Genomic DNA, 19084 nt, shown 5'->3' on the forward strand with positions numbered 1-19084 from the left:
AGGATTCAGGTGTCTGCTTGCGCATGAGGTTGCGGGCGGGCTGCGCCTTGAGGGCCGAAGCCGGTCATCTCGTCCAGGAAGGCAAGAACGCCGCGCCAGGAGCCATCGTCGGCCCCGGCGTTGCCGGAGGGCGTACCGCCGCTGGTGTAGGGCACTTTCGAAACCGGATGCTCACGGCTCAACTGTGTCGTCGGCACGAAGGGCAGGTTGATGGCATGGCCGGCATCATCGAAGTCGAGATGGCGGACCAGATGAGGATGGTCGTGCCGGCGCAGCGTCGAGACCACCATGCGCGAATAGAGGCTGGAGGGCCAGGCACGGTCGTCGCGACCCGAGATCAGCAGCACCGGGCCTGCGATGTTCTCGACCGGAATGCGCGCACGCGCGGCCAGGGCAGTATCCTTCAACCCCTCGAAGAAGACCGAGTGATGCCGGCTGGGCGGGACGTCACCGGCCCAGGGGTGCCAATGCACGGCACTGTTGTCCTGCCACAGATGCGGCAGGGGAATGCCGCCCCTGGTCCAGGTCGTACCTTGCCAGCCCCCGCGCGCCGGGTCGCCCGCGCCCTGAGCGCCGTGGACCATCGCTCCGGGCACGAAAGCGATCACGGCGGAGACCAGATCCGGGAAGGTTGCGCCAAGAAGGAGAGCGAGTTCGCCGCCGCGCGACTGACCGCTGACCGCAACGAAGCCATCCCTGGGGGCGAGTTTGCGCCGCACCCACTGCAGGCCGGTCTCAAGATATTCGAGCGGGGTTTCGGTGATGAAAGGCGACAGGCCCGGCGCCTTGAAATAACCGAGCGCAAAGGCCTGGTAACCACGGGAAGCATAGAGCGCGCCGCGCGGTTCGTTGATGCCGCCGCCGGAGCCATTGAGCACCACCACCACAGGATGAGGACCGGGACCCGCCGGCGTGAACAGCGTGCCCACCAATCCGTCTTCGCGGATTTCCTGCCGCTCCACACCCGGCATGGCGAAGCGCTGGAAGAGTTCTGCCTCGGCGGAGACGCCGTCGGCTGTTTCGGCCGTCAGCGTCGTTCGCAGAGGCTCCATGACGTCATCCGGGAAAAGTTCGACGCTCGTGCTGTCGACCGGCTGCTGGCTCCAGATCAGGCCCATTGCCGAAACTTGCGCATAATCTCCCCCAACAGGCGCGTCGCGGGTCAGGTCGATCACGCCCTGCGCGTCGGCCATGAAGGTCGCCTGGCTCATCCAGACCACGTCACGCGCCCGTTGCGTGCGGGCGGAGATGGCGACAAGTTCGTCTGGAACGAGGCCGGAAACGACAATCCGGCGCGGCTCGTCGATCAGGCCGTCGACAGGATCGATTGAAAAAACAGGCGCGGAAACAGGGTTTGTCATTCAGGGTCCATCTCTGCGGGCAGAGCGGCCGGACTTGTCCCGATCGCCCTGCTTGACGTGATTGCCGACGGATCGAGTTCCAGCAACAGACGCCGCCGGCGCTGTGAGCCGGATCCATCCAGCCAGATAAAGTGAAGTGTCGCATCATCGGCCCGCCTGGCCGGCCATGCGGGCAAGATAAGCGTCGAGACGCTGGGCGAAATCACCGTCCAGTACGGTTTCGGGCGGCAGAACGCCGCCGCGCGGCCAGTGACCGCCACCATCCGTCCAGTCGCTCTTCAACCCGGTAAGCCTGGCTTGCCAGTCGACGCGTTCTTCGGCCGCGGCCGGATCGAAGGCGAGGATGAATACGCCACGCCCTTTCGGATCACCGCGCCCCCCGCCGGCAACGCCGGCCATGAGTTCGACCACGAGCCCGAGCAAGGATCCGATCTGGCCGCCGCGCGGCAACAGCGCCACAACTTCGGCGGCGACGCTGGTCGGCCGTCCTTCACCGTCCAGGCCGATCCCGTCCGGCAATGACATGCCGGAAACACGGGCATTTCGGATATCGGCCATGGTCGCGGTGCTGCTGGCGACGTCGATGACCACGCGATCGGCGCCCTGGCCCATGGCGAAGGCAAACGGATTGGTGCCGATCACCGGGCGCGTGCCACCATGCGCCGCGACGAAAGGCGGACCCTCGGCACCTGCAATCCCGACAAGACCGGCATCGGCAAGATGGCGAACGAAGGGAGCGAGCCGACCGAACCCCCTGACACCACGCAGGAAAACGGCGGCGATGCCGAATTGCCGGGCGGTTTCGGTCAGGTCGAGTGTGGCGTCTGCGACTGCGAGCGGCGCAAAGCAGGAGGAGCAATCGAGCCAGCTTATCGCCCGCAGGTTCTCGCTCTTCGGCACGGGCGCGACGTTGGCTGTCCATTCATCGAGCATGGCAATGCCGAAGCGCGACAGGCCGAGCGCATCGGCCTCGATCAGGGCCGAAGCGGCGAGCCTGGCTGCCGGGCTGCCGCCCAGGGCGGTCGACAGCCGGCCTGCCGCATCAGGAATTGCGATCATTCGCTTGCGCTCCGCGCTGCGCCGCCAAGCCGAATCTCGCTTTCCGACAGATAGCCCAGCGTCATCAGGCGCTCGATCAGGAATTCCCGGCTGTGCTTGATATGGGCCGCCTCTATCGCGGCGGCCCGCTCGCCATCGCCGGCTTCGATTGCATCGACGAGCGCCGTGTGTTCATCGGAATGCTCGCCTGTCTTGACCGTGAAATCGATGGCGAAACGCAAGAGACGTTCGAGTTCGTCGAACAGGCTCTCCGAAAGAGCGACGACGCGCTTGTTGCGGCTGCAGCGGGCGATGGCGATGTGAAAACGGCGCGCCACCTGTTGCATGGCGCCGATATCGAGCGGAGCGTCGTATTCCCTGACGATCTGGCGCAGCAGAGCGATTTCGGCCGGCGTCGCGTAGCGTGCCGCTTGCCGGGCCGCATGCGGCCCGATCGCCGCGCGCATATCGAGAATATCGTGCACAGCCTGGAAGGTTATGGGGGCGACGAGATAGCCGCTGCGCGGCAAAATCATCACCAGCCCGTCAGCTGCAAGTTTCTGCATGGCATCGCGCACCGGCGTCTTTGAAACCTCGTAGTGACTGGCAATCGAGGCCGCGTCGAGCGTCGTCCCCGGTACGATCTCGCAACGCATGATCTTCTGGCGGAGCGCCAGATAGATGCGCTCCGAAACAGGTGTGTGGGCGGTGGCGGCGGCAGTCATGAGCCTCAGCCCCTCAATGCTTCGCCCAGGGCACGAACCGCCGTTCCAGCGCCTCGAGTGCGAGGATGGTGAGATAGCCCATGACCGAGATCACCACGATGCCGACGAACATCCGCGACACCGCGAAGGTCTGCCACGATGCCCAGATGAAGAAGCCGACGCCATTGCGGGCGCCGAGGAATTCGGCTGCGGCGATGATGATGTAGGACGAGCCGGCGGCGAGCTTCAACCCGGTGAAGATGCTTGGCAGCGCGGCCGGGAAGGCGATGCGCCGGAAGGTCTGGAACCGGCTCGCGCCCGCATTCTTGGCGACATCCATGTAGATCTGGGGCGTCTGCATCACCCCGCCCATGGTGTTGTAGAGCATCAGGAAAAACACGCCGATGGCGATAACGACGAATTTCGAGGCGTCGCCGACGCCGAAGATCAGCAGGATCAGTGGCAGGATGGCGATCTTCGGCACAGGATAGAGCGCCGAGAAAATCGGCCCGAGCAGCCGGCGAACCGGTAGCGACAGACCCAGAATGAGCCCTATGACGATGCCGGGCACCGCGCCCAGCATATAGCCGATGCCGACGCGGCGCAGCGTCGCACCGATATGCTCGAACAGTTCGAAGCTCACTGTCATGCGCCACGCGGTGCCGGCAATGGCGCTCGGAGCCGGAAAGAAGCGCCGGTCAATCAGATTGAACTGGCTGGACAGCTCCCACAGCAACAGAAGCAGCAGCGGGCTGAAATAGGAAGCGAGGCGGAATATCCGTTCGCGGCGGGCCGGCGCCTTGAGCCGGCGCCATTCATCTTTCGTCAGCGTGATGGGAGCGGCGTTCATCTCAGTCCCTCGCAGGAGAGGCCAGCAAGCGCCAGACCTCGTAAGTCATATCCCAGAACCGCTTGTCGCGGCGCATCTCGACAACATCGCGCGGCCGCTCGAACGGCACCGTCAGGTTGGCGACCAATGTGCCCGGACGCGGCGACATGACCAGCACGCGGTCGGCCAGCGTCAGCGCTTCATCGACACTGTGGGTGATGAAGACCACGGTCTTGCCGGTCGTCTCCCAAATGCGCAGCAGCTCCTGTTGCAGCACGAGGCGGGTCTGCTCATCGAGCGCGCCGAAGGGCTCGTCCATCAGCAGGATCTCGCGGTCGTCGACCAAAGCGCGCGCCACCGAGACGCGCTGCTTCATTCCTCCCGAGAGCTGATGGGGACGGGCCTTGGCGAATTCGGTGAGGCCAGTCAGCGCCAACAGGTCGCGCACGCGCGCTTCCTGCTCTGCACGGGAGACACCCTTGAGGCTCAGCGGAAAAGCGATGTTCTCCGCCACCGTCAGCCAGGGCAGGACGGAAGCTTCCTGGAAAACCATGGCCGGCGGCGTGGCGCTGTGCAGTTTCACCGTGCCGCTAAGCTTCTGTTCGAGGTCGGCGAGAATGCGCAGGACCGTGGTCTTGCCGCAACCGCTGGGACCCACAATACAGACGAACTCGCCGCGCGCCACGGAAAAGCCGACGTCGGAAACGGCAACCGTCACGCGGTCGCCTTCACTGTCATAGAACGCCTTGGTCAGATGGCTGACCTCGATGGCCGGCGGAGCCGTTTTCACCGCAGACGGATGCACTGTCTCCTGCACGGTAGCCATCACTTCTTGTTTGCGAGGAGTTCGTTGGCGCGCTTCAAAAGATCGAGACGATAGACCCCTTCAATATCGACAGGGCCATCATATTCGAGGGCGCCGCGGCTGCGGAAGAACTCCTCCTGCTCACGCACGGAAGCCATGTCGATGGCGCCATCCTCGGAGCGGATGGTGTAGGGGATGCCGCGCAGGGAATCGGGCTCGGTCCCGGTGTATTTCGCCACGGCCCTGAGGACCTTGTCGTCGTTCCAGCCACCGGTGTCGAGCAAGCGGGCGGCCTTTAGGTAGGCCGCCATGAACTCTACCACCGCATCCTCGTTTTCGGTCACGAAATCCTGATTGAAGGCGATCAGGCCAAGTTCGGTGCCGAAAGTGTGGTCCTCGACCAGCCGTCGACCAAGTCCCTGCTTTTCAAGCTGCTGGGCAAAAGGCTCGATGCTCCAGCCCGCGTCAAGCGCGCCATTGGCAAACGCGGCGGCGGTTGCCGGCGGCGGCAAAAAGATCGGCTCGACATCCTCGAACGTCAGTCCGCCCTTCTCCAGAGCCTTGCCGACGGAGAACATGCCAAAGCCGCCCGGACCGGGAATGCCGATGCGCTTGCCCTTGAGATCGGCGACGGTGCGCACCCCTGCATCCCAGGCAAGCTGCGAGACCATGAAAGGGGAAGGCGAAGGAACGGTGGAGGGCATGCGCGCCGAGGTGGCGATGATCGCAACCGTGGCGCCACGGTCGAGCGCATTGAAAAGGCTGGAGGCCCAGGTCGCGCTGCCGGCCTCGATATTGCCGGAGGCGAGCATCTGGATGGTTTCGGCAGTATCACCCTTGGGCGAGAGCGTGACATCCACGCCGAATTCCTCGAAGAAGCCGAACTCCTTGGCCACGAAGAAGGGCGCGTAGTCGGCGTAGGGAGAATAGAGAAACTCCACTTGCGGCAGGCTTTGCGCCAGCGCCGGCGCGGCCAATGATGTAGCCAAAGCGGTGGCAGCGGCCGCTGCCATGAGATCACGACGAGTGATTGAAGACATGCGCGAGACTCCCCCTCATGCGCCAGAGTGTCTTTCCGCCGCCCGCACCGACGATTCTGCCATACCCTGACGCAAAGACACGAAGCGGATAATCAGATGGTCCGACCGGAAGAAATTACCTACAACTGATGCATCAGATATGCAATCAGATATTTTCATCTTAATGCGCTTCGCCACGCCGGCTGATCGCCTCGGCGTACGGGCACCGGCCGGAATTGCGCCATGAGTATTGGCAAATCGACCCGCATCTGCGATAGCACCGCACATGACCAGCGACGACGATGAATATGTTTACGACGAGGCGACCGGCGAATGGCGGCCGGCTTCGGAGCTTGCCGCGGAAGCTGCGGCGAAAAATGCGGCACGTGATGCCTCCGGCAACGTGCTGGCCGACGGCGACGCCGTGGTGCTGATCAAGGACCTCAAGGTCAAGGGCGCCGGGCAGACCCTGAAACAAGGCACTGTCATCCGATCGATCCGGCTCACGGACAATCCTGAAGAGATCGACTGCCGGCACGACGCGATCAAGGGTCTCGTGCTGCGAACCGAGTTCGTCCGCAAACGCTGAGTGCAGCCGGCAACCGGCTGCACGCTTCTGTCGAAACCCCTCCGCCCACGCAGAACGGCGGCTGCCTGCCTTTGCCGCGCGACACTGTCAGCACCCACACGCGCAGTCGCCACAGCGAAGAGCCTTGGGCGGTTACTGGATTTCGTTGACGTAAACGTCGTTCGCCGTCGTCGCGCGATGAATGTTCATCAGAACCGGTCGAGCCTGTTCGTCATAGGCGACCTCGTGGATCACCAGCACGGCGGCCGGGGCGGTCAAGCCGAGATGGCGGCAATCTTCCTGCGTCGCAAGTTCGGCCTCGATCTGCTCGCGAATGGCCGCGATCTTGATCCCGTAGCGTTCCCAGAACATCGGATAAAGCCGCTCGGGCACGTCAGCTGCTGTGAGCGGAAATTCCGGAACCAGCGCGGCGGGAATTATCACTTCCTCATGCATGACCGGGCGGCCGTCCACCGCGCGCACGCGGTGGATATGGATCACCGGATCTGTCTCGTCGATGGCCAGGCTTTGCGCCTCATGGGCGGTCGCAACGCGGCGCGTGACAGCGGTGACATGAGGCACCGAATTCTGCATTTCGCCCGAGCGCTTGTTCAGACGGAAATAGTGGAAATAGAAGCGCAGATTGTGCCTCGGCGTTCGCCCCGTCACAACAGTGCCCGTTTTACGGCGCCTGACTAGAGAGCCCTCGGCCGTCAGCTCTCCCAGCGCGCGGCGAATCGTTCCCACCGCCACGCGGAACTCCTGGGCAAGCGCGGTTTCCGAAGGAAGCACGGTTCCTGCCGGCCAAATGCCCGATGTGATCCTTTCGGTGATCTGAGCGGCGACGGCGCGATAGATGGGCGAATGTGTTGAAAGGTCAGGCAAAATTCGGTCCCGCAGGGTCGTTGAAAGCAATTGCCGGAGCTTAGCGGCGTCATGTCGCGCTGCGCAATGGTGGATCGCCTCAATAAAGTTGTTGCTATTTCTATATAGTTTACAGTTATTATCAGAGCCAGTCATTTTCGGGAGGTGAACCATGGCTGATCAAACCGCGCCAGTCTGTTTCGGGACCGCCCATGCGAACGCGCTGGCTGGCATCGAGGCCGGCCTGGACCGGACCGTGGCCGAGCTTGGCCGGATGATCGCCGTGGATACGAGCTTCCCGCCCGGCGAAGGCTATGACGCCTTCGCAACGCTGATGGAGGACGTGCTGGCGCCACTGGGCTTCCGGATGCGCCGCGTCACCGTCCCCGAGGCATTGTGGAAAGTCGAGGGCGGCCCGGCCTCTGGCCCGCGCATCAACCTGGTTGCCGAAATCCCCGGCGAGAAGCCGGCCTGTTCGCTGTATTTCCATGTCGATACCGTTTGCGCGGCCACCGGCTGGACCCGTGACCCCTTCCGGCTGACGGAGGAAGACGGCGTCCTCTACGGGCTTGGCGCGGCGGACATGAAGGGCGCGATCGCGGCTGCGGTTCATGCCGTGCGCATCGCGCGGGAGACGGGGCTGGAACTGGCCTATCGCCCGCAATTCCTGCTTTGCACCGATGAGGAGGGCGGGCTTTATCCCGGCATCCGCTACCTCGCTGAAGAAGGCGAGATTGCCGGGCATCTGCTGAATTTCAACGGCTCCGCCACACCACGAATCTGGGGCGGCTGCTTCGGCAGCTTCAACCTTCAGGTCACGGTCGAAGGTCACGCCGTTCATGCCGCCGACGGCAACCGCGCCGGACGCGGCGTCAATGCGATCGAAGCGGCGTTGCCGATGATGCAGGCGGTGCAGGTTCTGCGCCCTGCGGTCGCCTCGCGGATTTCGGCCCTGCCGCCGGCACCGGGGGCGGCGCCGCTGGCCGCGCAGGTCTCGATCACGGTCGCCAATGGCGGAACCTGCGGCGGGCAGGTGCCCGACCGGTTCATCTTTCAGGTCTCGCGCCGCTATGCGCCGGAGGAAAGCTTCGCTGCCGCACGCACCGAGATCGAGGACGCCATTCGCGCAGCAGCGCCCGAAGGAGCCCGGCTACGCTTCGACCTTGTCGGGCACCTGACCCCAACCGCCGATCCCGAAGGCCCGCACTATCCGCGCTGGATCAGGGCGGTGCAGGAAGGCTTCGGCTACAAGCCGGACGACTTTGCCAAATGGGGAGCGGCCAGCGCCTCGGATTCGGGTTATGTCCAGCAGGCCGGTGTGGCGCAGGAGATCATTCTCGGCGGCCTCATCCGCCCCTCGTCCAATGCCCATGGCGCCGAGGAACACACAACCCGCGCCGATCTGGCCGCGCTGACCAAAACCATTCTGACTTATCTGTCCGCCGGCTTCGAGCTCCGGCTGAACCCGGACCTTTGACATCAAACCAAACCCCAGGGAGATCTCATCTTGCGCCTCAACAGACGTACTTTCCTGCTTTCGACGGCCGCCGCCACCGCGTTGAGCGTATATGCTCCCGCCATGGCGCTGGCCCAGGCCACCCCGGAGAAAGGCGGCACGCTGCGCGTCGCGATCGATCAGGCGGTCAGCGTGCTGCATCCGCTGCTAAGCCGCGTGAACCCGGAATATCTTGCGGCCGAACTGCTTTATTCCTCCCTGACCCGGCTGACCGTGGGGATGCAGGCCGAGCCCGACCTGGCGACGGAATGGAATGCGAATGACACGCTGACCGAATGGACCTTCAAGCTGCGTGACGGGCTCAAGTTCCATGACGGATCGGACTGCACCTCGGCCGATGTGGTCGCAAGCTTCGAGGCGATCCTGGACCCCAAATTTGCCTCGCCCGGCAAGAACAATGTCGGCCCGATCGAGAAGGTCGAGGCGGTCGACCCGCAGACGGTGAAATTCACCCTCTCGACGCCCTATGCCGACTTCCCGGCCGCGGTCGCCTACAACAATGCCCGCATCATTCCGGCTTCGGTGATTGCCGGCAATTTCGAAAGCCTGCGCAGCGCTGCCAACGGCACCGGCCCCTTCAAGCTGGTCTCCTACGAGCCCGACCGTCTGGTCGTGTTCGAGCGCAACCCCGATTATTACGATCCCGCCCGTCCTTATGTGGACCGGGTGGAACTGAAGGTCTTCCCCGATCTTGGCGCACAGGTTTCCTCGCTGATGGCCGGCGACATCGATCTGGTGGCGACGGTCGAGCCCAACGACTTCATGCGTCTGGAAGGCGCGGACGGGGTAGATACGCTGCGCGCGGCCTCCGGCCAGTTCTGCAACGTGAACTTTGGAACCGACATCGCACCGTTCAACGATGCCCGCGTGCGCCGCGCGCTTGCCCTGACCATCGACCGTGAAGCAATGGTCGATTTCATGACCGAAGGGTTCGGCATCAAGGGCAATGACACGCCATTGAACAAATCCTACCCGTTCTTCAAGGCGCTGCCGCAGCGCGAAGCCGATATTGCCGAGGCCAGGCGACTCCTGGCGGAAGCCGGATTCCCGGACGGTTTCGAGGCCGAACTGATCGCCTCGGATCGCCCGGCCATCCGCACCCAGCTCGCCATCGCGCTGCGCGAAATGGCCAAGGAAGCGGGCATTACGATCAATGTCCGCACCATGCCGCACGCGACCTACCTTGATCAGGTCTGGACCAAGGGCGCCTTCTATATCGGCTTCTACAATATGCAGCCGACGCCGGACGGCATCTTCAAGCTGCTGTTCACGTCGGACGCCGCATGGAACGAGACGCGCTGGAATAACAAGGCGTTCGACGCGCTGATCGAGGAAGCGCGCGGCATTCTCGATCCCGTCAAGCGGACGGAGGTCTACACCAAAGCGCAGGAACTGATGCATGAGGACGTGCCGTCGCTGATCCCCTCCTTCTTCGACGTGCTGGGCGCCAAGCGCGCCTGGATGCATGACTATGCGATCCATCCGCGCGCCTCGATGTTCCGGCTCGACTTCGCCTGGCTGGATGCGAATTCACCGACAAGGGCCGCCTGAGCCCTGCCATCGCCCGGCCCCTTCCGGGGCCGGGCCTGACGACGGGCCATCCAACGGGAAACTGCTTTGTCCGCGAGCTACATCCTCAAGCGCATCGCGCTGATCTTCTATACGCTGTTCATCGTCTCACTGCTGGTTTTCGGGATCACGCAGGTGCTTCCGGCCGATGCGGCGGTGATGATGCTGGGCGAAAACGCCACCACCGAGGCGCTCGAGGCGCTGCGCAACAGCATGGGCCTCAACGATCCCATCTGGATGCAGTATCTGCGCTGGATCGGCGGCGTCGTGCAGGGCGATTTCGGAACGTCGCTGCGCACCGGCCAGCCGGTAGGGCCAGCGCTTTTCTCCGCATTGGGAACCTCGCTGACGCTGGCGGTCTTCTCGCTGACCTTCATGCTCGCTTTGGCGCTGCCGATGGGCGTGGTCGCCGCGATCCGGCGCGGGAAAGCCACCGATCTTTTCGTGAGCTTCCTGTCCTATATCGGCGTCGCCCTTCCCGAATTCGTGACAGCGACGCTCGCGGTGCTGTTCATCGCCGACTGGTGGGGAATCCTGCCGCCCGCCGGCTATGTCCCGCTGAGCCAGAATCCGGTCGAAGGCTTGCGCCACCTCGTCCTGCCGGTCGTGGTCGTCTCGATCATCATGATCGCGCATGTCTCGCGTATGGTGCGCTCGGAACTCGTGGATGTGCTGCATACGGACTATATCCGCGCCGCGCATCTGAAGGGCCTCAGCCGCGGCCGCATCCTTTTGCGCCATGGGCTGCGCAACGCGCTGCTGCCGGCCATCACGATCGTTGCGCTGGATGTCGGCTATCTTCTGGGCGGCGTGATCGTCGTCGAGGAAATCTTCTCGATCCCCGGCATCGGCCGTGCGCTGATGGCCGCGATCCAGGCCCGCGACCTGCCCGTGATCCAGGCCGGCGTCCTCATCATGGCCGCCACCTACAGCATCGTGAATTTCGCCGCCGACCTCATCTATGCGTGGCTCGACAAGAGGATCCAGTATGACTGATTTCCTGCGCCGCCTGCTTGCGACCCCGCAGGGACTGATCGGCTCGCTGGTCGTGGTCCTTGTCCTGTTTGCCGCCTTGACCGGGGCCTGGCTTGCCCCGCACGATCCCGACGCAATGGCCGCGCTGGCCCGCTACAAGGCGCCGGGAGGAGACTATCTTCTGGGAACCGACCAGTACGGCCGCGACATTCTCAGCCGCATTCTTTCCGGCGCGCGCTCGACCGTCACCATGGCGCTTTTGGCGACGCTGCTCGGCACGCTGCTTGGGGCGGTCGTCGGAACCGGTTCGGCCTATCTTGGCGGACGCTGGGACGAGGCGATCATGCGCACCGTCGATGCCGTCATGGCGATCCCTTCCCTTCTGATGGCGCTGCTGGTCGTATCGCTTCTGGGCGCAAGCGGGGCAAATGCGCTTCTGGCCGTTGCCATTGCCTTCATGCCCGGCATGGCCCGCATCACCCGCGCCGTGGCCCTGACCGTGCGCAAGCAGGATTATGTCAGTGCGGCGGTCGCGCGTGGCGAGGGCAGTCTCTATATCGTGCTGCGCGAAATGCTGCCCAACGTCATCGCGCCGATCGTGGTCGAGATGACGATCCGCGTTTCCTTCGCGGTGATGCTGTTCGCCACGCTGAGCTTCCTTGGCCTCGGCGCGCAGCCGCCGGCCGCCGACTGGGGCCTGATGGTCTCGGAGGCGCGGCAATACCTGCACCGCAGCCCCTGGATCCTGATCTGGCCAAGCGTCGTCATCGCGATCACGGCCATCGGCTTCAACCTGCTCGGCGACGGTCTGCGCGACGCGCTGAACCCACGGACCTGAGAGACAGACATGCCCCAAGATCAGAAACCCGTGCTTTCGGTCCGCGACTATTCGCTCGGTTACAAGGTCGGCAGCGACACTCTGAGCGTCCTGAAGACCATCAACTTGACGATCAACCGCGGCGAGATCCTTGGCCTTGTCGGCGAATCCGGCTCGGGCAAAAGCTCGATGGCCTCAGCGATCATGCGCTATCTCGCGCCGAACGCGATCGAGAATGCGGGCGCGATCCATCTGGGCGCTACCGATCTGCGCGCGCAGACCCCACGCCAGCTGGCCGATCTGCGCGGCAGCCGCGTCAGCATGGTCTTCCAGGACCCGGCAACCGCGCTGAACCCGACCCTGAAACTGGGCGAGCAACTGGCCGAAGTGCTGATGCGCCATCAGGGGCTGACATCCGCGCAGGCCTGGAAGGCCGGCGAGGAGCGTCTTGCCCATGTCGGGCTGAAGTCCCCCGCCGAGATGATGCACCGCCTGCCGCACGAGGTTTCCGGCGGGGAAAAGCAGCGCGTGGTCATCGCCACCGCTTTCGCCTGCAATCCCGAACTCATCATCTTCGACGAGCCGACGACCGCGCTGGACGTGATCACCTCGCGCCAGATACTCGACCTCTTCGCCGGGCTTCAGGCCGAAACCGGCGTCGCTTCGCTTTACATCTCACATGACCTTGCGCTGGTGGCACGGACAGCCAGGCGAGTTGCCGTGCTGCAGAAGGGTGAGATCGTCGAGGAAGGCGATACGGTCACGCTGTTCCGCGCACCCCAACACCCCTACACGCGGGCGCTGATCGGCGCCGTGCCGCGCCCCGATCGCCGTTTGGTCAAGGCCGATCCCGCGCCCGAAGCAGCCCCTCTGGTCAAGGTCCGCGGCGTCAGCGTGAACTATGGGCGCAAGTCGCTGCTCGACAGCTTGCTGCGCCGCGATTTCACGCCGGTCGTGGGCAACCGTGCGGTGACGCTCGACATCAAGCCAGGCGAAATCCTGGGCATCGTCGGCGAATCCGGGTCCGGCAAATCCACGCTTGCGAAGGCGATGACGGGGCTGAACCGATTTGACGGGCTGATCGAGTTCGACGGCAAGCCGGTGCGCGGATTGTCGGATATGGGCCGCGATTATCGCCGTGACGTCCAGATCGTGTTCCAGCATCCCGACGCTTCGCTGAACCCCCGTCAGCGCATCTCCGAAATCCTCGCACGGCCGATCAGGCTTTACGGCGGCCGCGACGGGCTGCCGCGCCGCCGCCAGATCGAGGAGATGCTGGAACGCGTGCGCCTGCCCGCAACCTATATCGACCGCTTCCCGCATCAGCTTTCCGGCGGTGAAAAGCAGCGCATCGCGATTGCCCGCGCCTTCCTGTCGAACCCGCGCCTGGTGATCTGCGACGAGATCACATCGGCGCTCGACGTGTCGGTGCAGGCCTCGGTGATCGAGCTTCTGATGGAACTGCATCAACAGACCGGTGCTGCCTATATCTTCATCACCCATGACATCAATCTGATCCGGCAGATCGCCCATCGGATCGCCGTCATGTATCGCGGCGACCTGATCGAGGTCGTTGCGACCGAGGCTATCGCCGCTCCCGACCGTGCCCCCTACACCCGCGAATTGCTGGCAGCGGTAACGCCGCCTGCATCACTCACCCTGACTGCATGACCAAGGGGCTCCCGCCCCGATTTCCCGGAGACCAAGAATGGACCGCAAGGCGCTGCTTGCAAGCGTGGACGAGAAGGCCTGCCTCGACATCGTGTCGATGATGGTGCGCCACAAGACCTATTCCGAGACCGAGGGCGAGACCGTTCTCGTCCGCCGCATGGTCGAGGAGATGAAGGCGATCGGCCTCGATGCCGACATGCGCCCCTTCGGCGACAAGGGCCGCGCCAATGCCGTCGGCACCTTCAGGGGCAGCGGTGGCGGCAAAAGCCTGATTTTCAACGGCCATCTCGACACCAATCCGGTGACGGAAGGCTGGACCGTCGATCCCTGGGGCGGGCTCGTCGATGACAAGTTCATCTATGGCATCGGCGTCTCCAACATGAAGGCTTCGGACGCGGCCTATTTCTGCGCCGTCAGGACGCTGAAGCAGGCGGGCGTGAAGCTGAAGGGCGACGTCATCCTGACCTTTGTCGTCGGCGAGTTGCAGGGCGGCGTGGGAACCGAGGCGCTGCTGAAGGACGGGCTGCGCGCCGACTATTTCGTCAATTGCGAACCGAGCGATCTGGTCGCCGTGACCATGCACTCCGCCGCGCTGACCTTCTCGATCGAACTGACCGGCGACACCCGTCACCTGTCCAAGCGCGAGGAATCGGTCGATGCGATCGTGGCGGCCTGCGACCTGATCCCGCGCCTCAACGCCATGACCTTCTCGGGCGCGCTCGGCCCCGATCATGAAGGCGTGAACCGCTGCCATGTCGGCGTGGTGCATGGCGCGCTCGGCCGCGATCTGGAAGAGTGGCGGCCGCCGCAGGTCGCCGATTTCGTGCGCCTGAAGGGTTCGGCCCGCTATGCGCCGGGACAGACGCGCGAGGGCGTGCTGGCCGACATGCGCAAGGAGCTCGATGCGCTGGAGGCGCGCTTCCCAGGCCTCAGGGCCGAACTGTCCACCGTGGACCGCAACGGCATTTCGCTGATGCCGCCCTTCGAGGTGAAGCGCGACAGTCCCATCGTTCAGGCGATCAATTCCGCCTATGAGGAAGTCCGCGGCGAGACCCAGCCCACCGGAGCAATCACGCCGACGCGCTTCTACGGCTCGGATGCGGGGCATCTCTACGAACTCGGCGGAATGGAAGGCATCGTCTGCGGCTGCGGCGGCCGCTACAACACCATGCCGGACGAGCGCGTGGACATTGTCGACTATATCGACATGATCAAGGTCTACATGCTGACCATCCTGAACATCTGCGGCGTGGACGACAATGACTGAGATCGTCCCGGCGGAGTATGCCTGGCGGGTCGAGCGCGCACGCGCCCTGATGGCGCGCGAGAACTGCGACCTGATGATCCTCGACAGCGGCGAGAGCCTCGCCTGGATCTCGGGCTATACGGTCTCGGAAACCATGTATCGCGCGGTTTTCCTGCCGCGCGAGGGCGCGCCGTGGTTCATCCTGCGCGCGCTCGATGAAGCGCCCTGCCGTGAAGGCGGCTGGATCACCGATGTGTCAGGTTATCCCGATACCGCCTCACCCGAGACGTTCATGGTCGAGGAACTGCGCAGACGCGGCTTTGCGGATGCGCGCATCGGGGTCGATTTCAACTCGGTAAGCTGGAACCCCGCGCGCGCGCAGGTATTTACCACCGCGTTGCCGCAAGCCCGGTTCGTCAACCTCGTGGGCGCAACGGATTCGCTGCGCTGGGTGAAGTCCGCCCATGAGATCGCGCAGATCGCCAATGCGGCCGCCATCGCCGACAGCGCCATGGCTCAGGTCGCGGCCGCCGCGCGCCCCGGCTTCACCACCCGCGAGGCGGCCGCCATCGCCGCCGCTTCATTCCTGCGCGAAGGCGCGGACACAGGCGAGACCGGACCCATCGTGCGCGGCAGCGGCAGCCACGAATTCCTGCATGGTCTTTTCCGCACCGACGAACTCGCTCCCGGAGACATATTGCATGTCGAACTGATCCCGCGCGTCGCACATTACGGCGCGCGGATCATGCGCCCGATCCTGATCGGCGCGCCCACTGCGCGCCAGAACGAGGTCGCGGAAGAACTTGTCCGGCTTCAGGACGCCCAGATCGTGGCTATGAGACCCGGCGCCATCGCTTCCGATGTCGACCGCATCGTGCGGCAGGGCGTGCTCGATGCGGGCTTGCGCGCCGAGTATGATAATGTCAGCGCCTATACGCTCGGCCTTTATATCCGCACACCCAGAAGCAGCGATTTCTCGCGCGTCTTCCTGCCAGACCAGCACTGGCCACTGGAAGAGAACATGGTCTTCCACGTCTACACGACGGCTGAGGGGCTGGGGTTCTCGGAAAGCGTGGTGGTCACGCCCGAGGGTGGCCGTCGCCTGACGCAGACGCCTCGCCGGATGCTCCTCGCCGGAGAGTGAAACGCTGCTCTCCCGAGCAAACCCCAGCGCCGGCGGCATTGCTCGTGTTGCCGATCCTTCGCGGCTCGAATGAAGACATTATCCCGGCAATTTCTCTTCCTGTGACGCCATTTCTTGGAAGTTTGAAATAATTTTTCAAATTCCTATATTAAATGTCGAGATCAAAAGAGGAATTGCTGATGTCCATGCCCGATAAGAAAAGAGCCGAAAACCGCCACGAGCGCGCAGACAGGATTGCACGACAATATATACTTGCAGAACAGCAGGAACGCGAAAGAAAGACTGCTCGCCTTCGTGCCATGCGACTGGAAATGGAAAAGGCAGCTGGCTGACGGTCATGGCTGGAGTCTGATGACGTTTTCTCGACGTGTCATCAGACTCCAGCTATTTGTTGAGCATGATGGCACTGCGTGAAAGTCATATGGCTGCTCGCAGGTCAGCAGGTTTTTTATGAAGAAGGTTCGACCTGATCGCCGCAGTTATCGATCACCCTCGCGTCGCCCGGCGAACAGCCTGTCCAGCCATTCGGGATCCATTTCCGGCACGGACTGCAACAGCCGTTTCGTATAGGCATCCGTGGGGTTCGAGAAGATCGGCTCGACAAGACCCTTCTCGACGATCCGGCCATGCTGCATCACCACGACGTCGTCAGCGATCGCCTTTACGGTGGCGAGGTCGTGGGTGATGAACATCAGCGCCAGTTCGAAGTCCTTCTGTATCCGCTCCAGCAGTTTCAGGATTCCCGCTGCAACCAGCTGGTCGAGTGCGGAAGTCACCTCGTCGCAGATGATGAATTTTGGCTCCGCCGCCAGCGCCCTGGCAATGCCGATGCGCTGTTTCTGCCCGCCTGAAAGCTCGGTCGGGCGCCGGTCGATATAGATCTTCGGATCAAGTTCGATCTGGTCGAGCAAGGCGCAAATGCGCTCTTCCTTCGCGCGCCCCTTGAGGCCAAGATAGAATTCTATCGGCCGCCCGATGATGTCGCGAATGGTCTGGCGCGGGTTCAGCGCCGTATCCGGCATCTGATAGATCATCTGCACGTGACGCAGGTCGTCGCGACCGCGCGCCAGATAGTCGGCTTTCAATGTGTGGCCCTCGAAGCGGATTTCGCCGCGCGAAGGCTTCAGCAGCCCGCTGATCACGCGCGCGACCGTCGATTTTCCCGATCCGGATTCGCCCACCACCGCCACGGTCCGCCCGCGATGAATATCGAAGGAAACGTCGTGCAGAACCCTGGCCGATCCATAGGCCGCATCCACGCCCGTCAGGGAAATCACGGGCGTCGCGGAAGGCTCCGCAGGCGCCTGGGCCTCTCGGGCGAGCGAGCGTACAGCCCATAGCGATTTCGTGTAGTTTTCGCGCGGGGCGGCAAGCATCGTGCGGGTCTCGGCCTGTTCGACCATGTGCCCGTTCTTCAGGACCATGATGCGGTCGGCCATCTGCGCCACCACCGCCAGATCGTGACTGATATAGATCGCGGCGGTTCCGAACTGCTCCACGATATTGCGGATAGCCGCCAGCACCTCGACCTGAGTGGTGACGTCAAGAGCCGTGGTCGGCTCGTCGAAGATGATCAGGTCTGGTCGGCAGGCCATCGCCATCGCCGTCATGGCCCGCTGCAATTGGCCGCCCGATACCTGATGCGGATAGCGGAAGCCGATCTCGTTGGGCACCGGCAGGCGCATTTTGGTGTAGAGATCGATCGCATCCGCCTGCGCCTGATCAGGCGTCATCACCTTCTTCACCACCGGCACTTCGCAATGTTGCCGGATGAGCCGGTAAGCGGGATTGAAGGACGCGGCCGCCGACTGGGCGACATAGGCAATGCGCTTTCCACGCAGATCCTGGCGCACCCGCTCGCCGCAGGCCACCAGATCAATTCCGTCAAAGCGGACAGACCCCGATGCAATGCGGCATCCGTCACGGGTATAGCCCATTGAGGTGAGCCCCAGCGTGGACTTGCCGGCGCCGGATTCGCCGATAAGGCCGAGTACCTGGCCGCGATGCAGGTCGAGGTCGATCCCGTCCACCAGCCGGGTCCATCCGTTGGCCGACCTGCCTTCGATGGACAGGTCCCGTATCGTGAGCAACAGCGAATCCGCTTTCCGGCTGCCTTCCATCATTCAGTCCTTCAATCCGCTGGAGCGATGCAGCATCCAGTCGACGACGAAATTGACCGATACGGTCAGGAGTGCGATTGCCGCCGCCGGCAGGAGCGGCGTGATGTCGCCGAACGAGATCAAGGTCGCATTTTCCTTCAGCATCGAGCCCCAGTCAGCCGTCGGCGGCTGGATGCCCAGCCCAAGGAAGGACAAGGCCGCGATAAACAGGAAGACGAAGCAGAAGCGCAGGCCGAACTCCGCCACCAGCGTGGACGCGATGTTGGGCAGAACTTCCTTCACGACAAGCCAACCAAGCCCCTCCCCGCGCAGACGGGCCGCCTCGATGTAGTCCATGGCCACCACCGATTGCGCCGAGGCGCGCGCAAGGCGGAATACCGGCGCCACATAGATGAGGGCGATGACGAAGATCATGCTGGCGACCGACGCGCCGACGATGGTCAGCAGCATCAGTGCGAGAATAAGCGACGGGATCGCCATGATCACGTCGATGATCCGCGACAGGAACCGGTCGACGAAACCGCCCATAACGGCCGCCACAATGCCCAGCACGGAGCCGGCCCCAAAGGCGATTGCAGTCGCCAGCAGGGCCAGGCCCACCGTATTGCGGGTTCCATAGACGAGCCGCGAGAACATATCCCGGCCGAGATTGTCGGTGCCGAGCAGGAACGCATCGCTCCACGGCTCGTACTGTCCGCCGACGATCTGGGTCTCCCCATAGGGGGCGATCAACGGCGCAAAGACAGCGGTAAGCGCGATCACGGCAATCACGACCATGCCGAACCAGGCGGTCGGCGGGGCGCTTTTGAACGTCTGCAGGAAATCCTTCATCTTCCCG

The 19084-nt window shown here is 63.6% G+C and carries 18 protein-coding genes; 9 read left to right on the plus strand and 9 right to left on the minus strand.

Annotation, left to right across the window (positions count from 1 at the left end):
• Nucleotides 1-5: 5 nt before the first annotated feature.
• The 6 genes from C7441_RS09290 to C7441_RS09315 form a co-directional block, all read right to left on the minus strand.
• On the minus strand, nucleotides 6-1361 hold the full coding sequence (locus C7441_RS09290) for an acyl-CoA thioesterase/BAAT N-terminal domain-containing protein (RefSeq protein ID WP_109612619.1): 1356 nt from the start codon (nucleotides 1359-1361) through the stop codon (nucleotides 6-8).
• A gap of 144 nt (nucleotides 1362-1505) precedes the next feature.
• Nucleotides 1506-2420, minus strand: a complete 915-nt coding sequence (locus C7441_RS09295; RefSeq protein ID WP_109612620.1) for an Ldh family oxidoreductase — start codon at nucleotides 2418-2420, stop codon at nucleotides 1506-1508.
• The gene (locus C7441_RS09300; protein WP_109612621.1) at nucleotides 2417-3124 is read right to left on the minus strand and encodes a GntR family transcriptional regulator; all 708 of its coding nucleotides are present in this window, start codon (nucleotides 3122-3124) and stop codon (nucleotides 2417-2419) included. The genes C7441_RS09295 and C7441_RS09300 overlap by 4 nt, the downstream gene beginning before the upstream one ends.
• 13 nt (nucleotides 3125-3137) lie before the next feature.
• Entirely contained in the window at nucleotides 3138-3953 is an 816-nt protein-coding gene (locus C7441_RS09305) for an ABC transporter permease (protein ID WP_109612622.1), read from the minus strand.
• Between the two features lies 1 nt (nucleotide 3954).
• Complete coding sequence (locus C7441_RS09310; protein WP_109612623.1) at nucleotides 3955-4758, minus strand: ABC transporter ATP-binding protein; 804 nt, start codon at nucleotides 4756-4758, stop codon at nucleotides 3955-3957.
• Nucleotides 4758-5777 carry an ABC transporter substrate-binding protein gene (locus C7441_RS09315; RefSeq protein WP_244916096.1) on the minus strand — a complete coding sequence of 340 codons (1020 nt, stop codon included), beginning with the start codon at nucleotides 5775-5777 and terminating at the stop codon, nucleotides 4758-4760. Before C7441_RS09315 ends, C7441_RS09310 begins: the two co-directional genes overlap by 1 nt.
• Before the next feature lie 265 nt (nucleotides 5778-6042).
• On the opposite strand from C7441_RS09315, the gene C7441_RS09320 reads away from it, so the two are divergent.
• Nucleotides 6043-6345, plus strand: coding sequence for an alkylphosphonate utilization protein (locus C7441_RS09320; protein ID WP_109612625.1), 303 nt, complete (start codon nucleotides 6043-6045; stop codon nucleotides 6343-6345).
• Between the two features lie 132 nt (nucleotides 6346-6477).
• On the opposite strand, the gene C7441_RS09325 is transcribed toward C7441_RS09320, so the two are convergent.
• Nucleotides 6478-7344, minus strand: coding sequence for a GntR family transcriptional regulator (locus C7441_RS09325; protein WP_244916097.1), 867 nt, complete (start codon nucleotides 7342-7344; stop codon nucleotides 6478-6480).
• A 16-nt stretch (nucleotides 7345-7360) separates the two neighbouring features.
• Between C7441_RS09325 and C7441_RS09330 the strand changes: the two genes are divergently transcribed.
• The 8 genes from C7441_RS09330 to C7441_RS24025 all read left to right on the plus strand — a co-directional run bounded on the left by C7441_RS09330 (nucleotide 7361) and on the right by C7441_RS24025 (nucleotide 16458).
• Nucleotides 7361-8665, plus strand: a complete 1305-nt coding sequence (locus tag C7441_RS09330) for a M20 family metallopeptidase (protein WP_109612627.1) — start codon at nucleotides 7361-7363, stop codon at nucleotides 8663-8665.
• A gap of 27 nt (nucleotides 8666-8692) precedes the next feature.
• Nucleotides 8693-10255 carry an ABC transporter substrate-binding protein gene (locus C7441_RS09335; RefSeq protein ID WP_109612628.1) on the plus strand — a complete coding sequence of 521 codons (1563 nt, stop codon included), beginning with the start codon at nucleotides 8693-8695 and terminating at the stop codon, nucleotides 10253-10255.
• A gap of 66 nt (nucleotides 10256-10321) precedes the next feature.
• Nucleotides 10322-11269 (plus strand): ABC transporter permease, encoded by a 948-nt coding sequence (locus C7441_RS09340; RefSeq protein WP_109612629.1) that lies wholly within the window; start codon nucleotides 10322-10324, stop codon nucleotides 11267-11269.
• Complete coding sequence (locus C7441_RS09345; RefSeq protein ID WP_019170050.1) at nucleotides 11262-12086, plus strand: ABC transporter permease; 825 nt, start codon at nucleotides 11262-11264, stop codon at nucleotides 12084-12086. The genes C7441_RS09340 and C7441_RS09345 overlap by 8 nt, the downstream gene beginning before the upstream one ends.
• Nucleotides 12087-12095: 9 nt before the next feature.
• Nucleotides 12096-13736 (plus strand): dipeptide ABC transporter ATP-binding protein, encoded by a 1641-nt coding sequence (locus C7441_RS09350; RefSeq protein ID WP_109612630.1) that lies wholly within the window; start codon nucleotides 12096-12098, stop codon nucleotides 13734-13736.
• 37 nt (nucleotides 13737-13773) lie between these two features.
• Nucleotides 13774-15003, plus strand: coding sequence for a M20 family metallopeptidase (locus C7441_RS09355; protein ID WP_109612631.1), 1230 nt, complete (start codon nucleotides 13774-13776; stop codon nucleotides 15001-15003).
• Nucleotides 14996-16126, plus strand: coding sequence for a M24 family metallopeptidase (locus C7441_RS09360; protein ID WP_109612632.1), 1131 nt, complete (start codon nucleotides 14996-14998; stop codon nucleotides 16124-16126). Before C7441_RS09355 ends, C7441_RS09360 begins: the two co-directional genes overlap by 8 nt.
• A gap of 179 nt (nucleotides 16127-16305) precedes the next feature.
• Complete coding sequence (locus C7441_RS24025; protein ID WP_170125067.1) at nucleotides 16306-16458, plus strand: hypothetical protein; 153 nt, start codon at nucleotides 16306-16308, stop codon at nucleotides 16456-16458.
• 147 nt (nucleotides 16459-16605) lie between these two features.
• Here C7441_RS24025 and C7441_RS09365 read toward each other — a convergent pair whose 3' ends face one another.
• Both C7441_RS09365 and C7441_RS09370 read right to left on the minus strand, forming a co-directional pair.
• Nucleotides 16606-18246: an ABC transporter ATP-binding protein gene (locus tag C7441_RS09365; protein WP_425326572.1), complete on the minus strand. Its 1641-nt coding sequence runs from the start codon at nucleotides 18244-18246 to the stop codon at nucleotides 16606-16608.
• Between the two features lie 3 nt (nucleotides 18247-18249).
• A complete protein-coding gene (locus tag C7441_RS09370) occupies nucleotides 18250-19077 on the minus strand; it encodes an ABC transporter permease (protein WP_109612634.1) in 828 nt (275 codons plus the stop codon).
• Between the last annotated feature and the right edge of the window lie 7 nt (nucleotides 19078-19084).

Origin of the sequence: Pseudaminobacter salicylatoxidans (genome assembly GCF_003148475.1) — a bacterium.
Taxonomy (GTDB): domain Bacteria; phylum Pseudomonadota; class Alphaproteobacteria; order Rhizobiales; family Rhizobiaceae; genus Pseudaminobacter; species Pseudaminobacter salicylatoxidans.

Bases quoted from the DNA above. Each gene is read 5' to 3' on its own strand.
- C7441_RS09315 (WP_244916096.1), bottom strand. From the start codon at position 5,777: ATGTCTTCAATCACTCGTCGTGATCTCATGGCAGCGGCCGCTGCCACC.
- C7441_RS09350 (WP_109612630.1), top strand. From the start codon at position 12,096: ATGCCCCAAGATCAGAAACCCGTGCTTTCGGTCCGCGACTATTCGCTC.
- C7441_RS09330 (WP_109612627.1), top strand. From the start codon at position 7,361: ATGGCTGATCAAACCGCGCCAGTCTGTTTCGGGACCGCCCATGCGAAC.
- C7441_RS09370 (WP_109612634.1), bottom strand. From the start codon at position 19,077: ATGAAGGATTTCCTGCAGACGTTCAAAAGCGCCCCGCCGACCGCCTGG.
- C7441_RS24025 (WP_170125067.1), top strand. From the start codon at position 16,306: ATGTCCATGCCCGATAAGAAAAGAGCCGAAAACCGCCACGAGCGCGCA.
- C7441_RS09310 (WP_109612623.1), bottom strand. From the start codon at position 4,758: ATGGCTACCGTGCAGGAGACAGTGCATCCGTCTGCGGTGAAAACGGCT.
- C7441_RS09290 (WP_109612619.1), bottom strand. From the start codon at position 1,361: ATGACAAACCCTGTTTCCGCGCCTGTTTTTTCAATCGATCCTGTCGAC.
- C7441_RS09360 (WP_109612632.1), top strand. From the start codon at position 14,996: ATGACTGAGATCGTCCCGGCGGAGTATGCCTGGCGGGTCGAGCGCGCA.
- C7441_RS09305 (WP_109612622.1), bottom strand. From the start codon at position 3,953: ATGAACGCCGCTCCCATCACGCTGACGAAAGATGAATGGCGCCGGCTC.
- C7441_RS09320 (WP_109612625.1), top strand. From the start codon at position 6,043: ATGACCAGCGACGACGATGAATATGTTTACGACGAGGCGACCGGCGAA.
- C7441_RS09355 (WP_109612631.1), top strand. From the start codon at position 13,774: ATGGACCGCAAGGCGCTGCTTGCAAGCGTGGACGAGAAGGCCTGCCTC.
- C7441_RS09325 (WP_244916097.1), bottom strand. From the start codon at position 7,344: ATGACTGGCTCTGATAATAACTGTAAACTATATAGAAATAGCAACAAC.
- C7441_RS09365 (WP_425326572.1), bottom strand. From the start codon at position 18,246: ATGGAAGGCAGCCGGAAAGCGGATTCGCTGTTGCTCACGATACGGGAC.
- C7441_RS09300 (WP_109612621.1), bottom strand. From the start codon at position 3,124: ATGACTGCCGCCGCCACCGCCCACACACCTGTTTCGGAGCGCATCTAT.
- C7441_RS09345 (WP_019170050.1), top strand. From the start codon at position 11,262: ATGACTGATTTCCTGCGCCGCCTGCTTGCGACCCCGCAGGGACTGATC.
- C7441_RS09295 (WP_109612620.1), bottom strand. From the start codon at position 2,420: ATGATCGCAATTCCTGATGCGGCAGGCCGGCTGTCGACCGCCCTGGGC.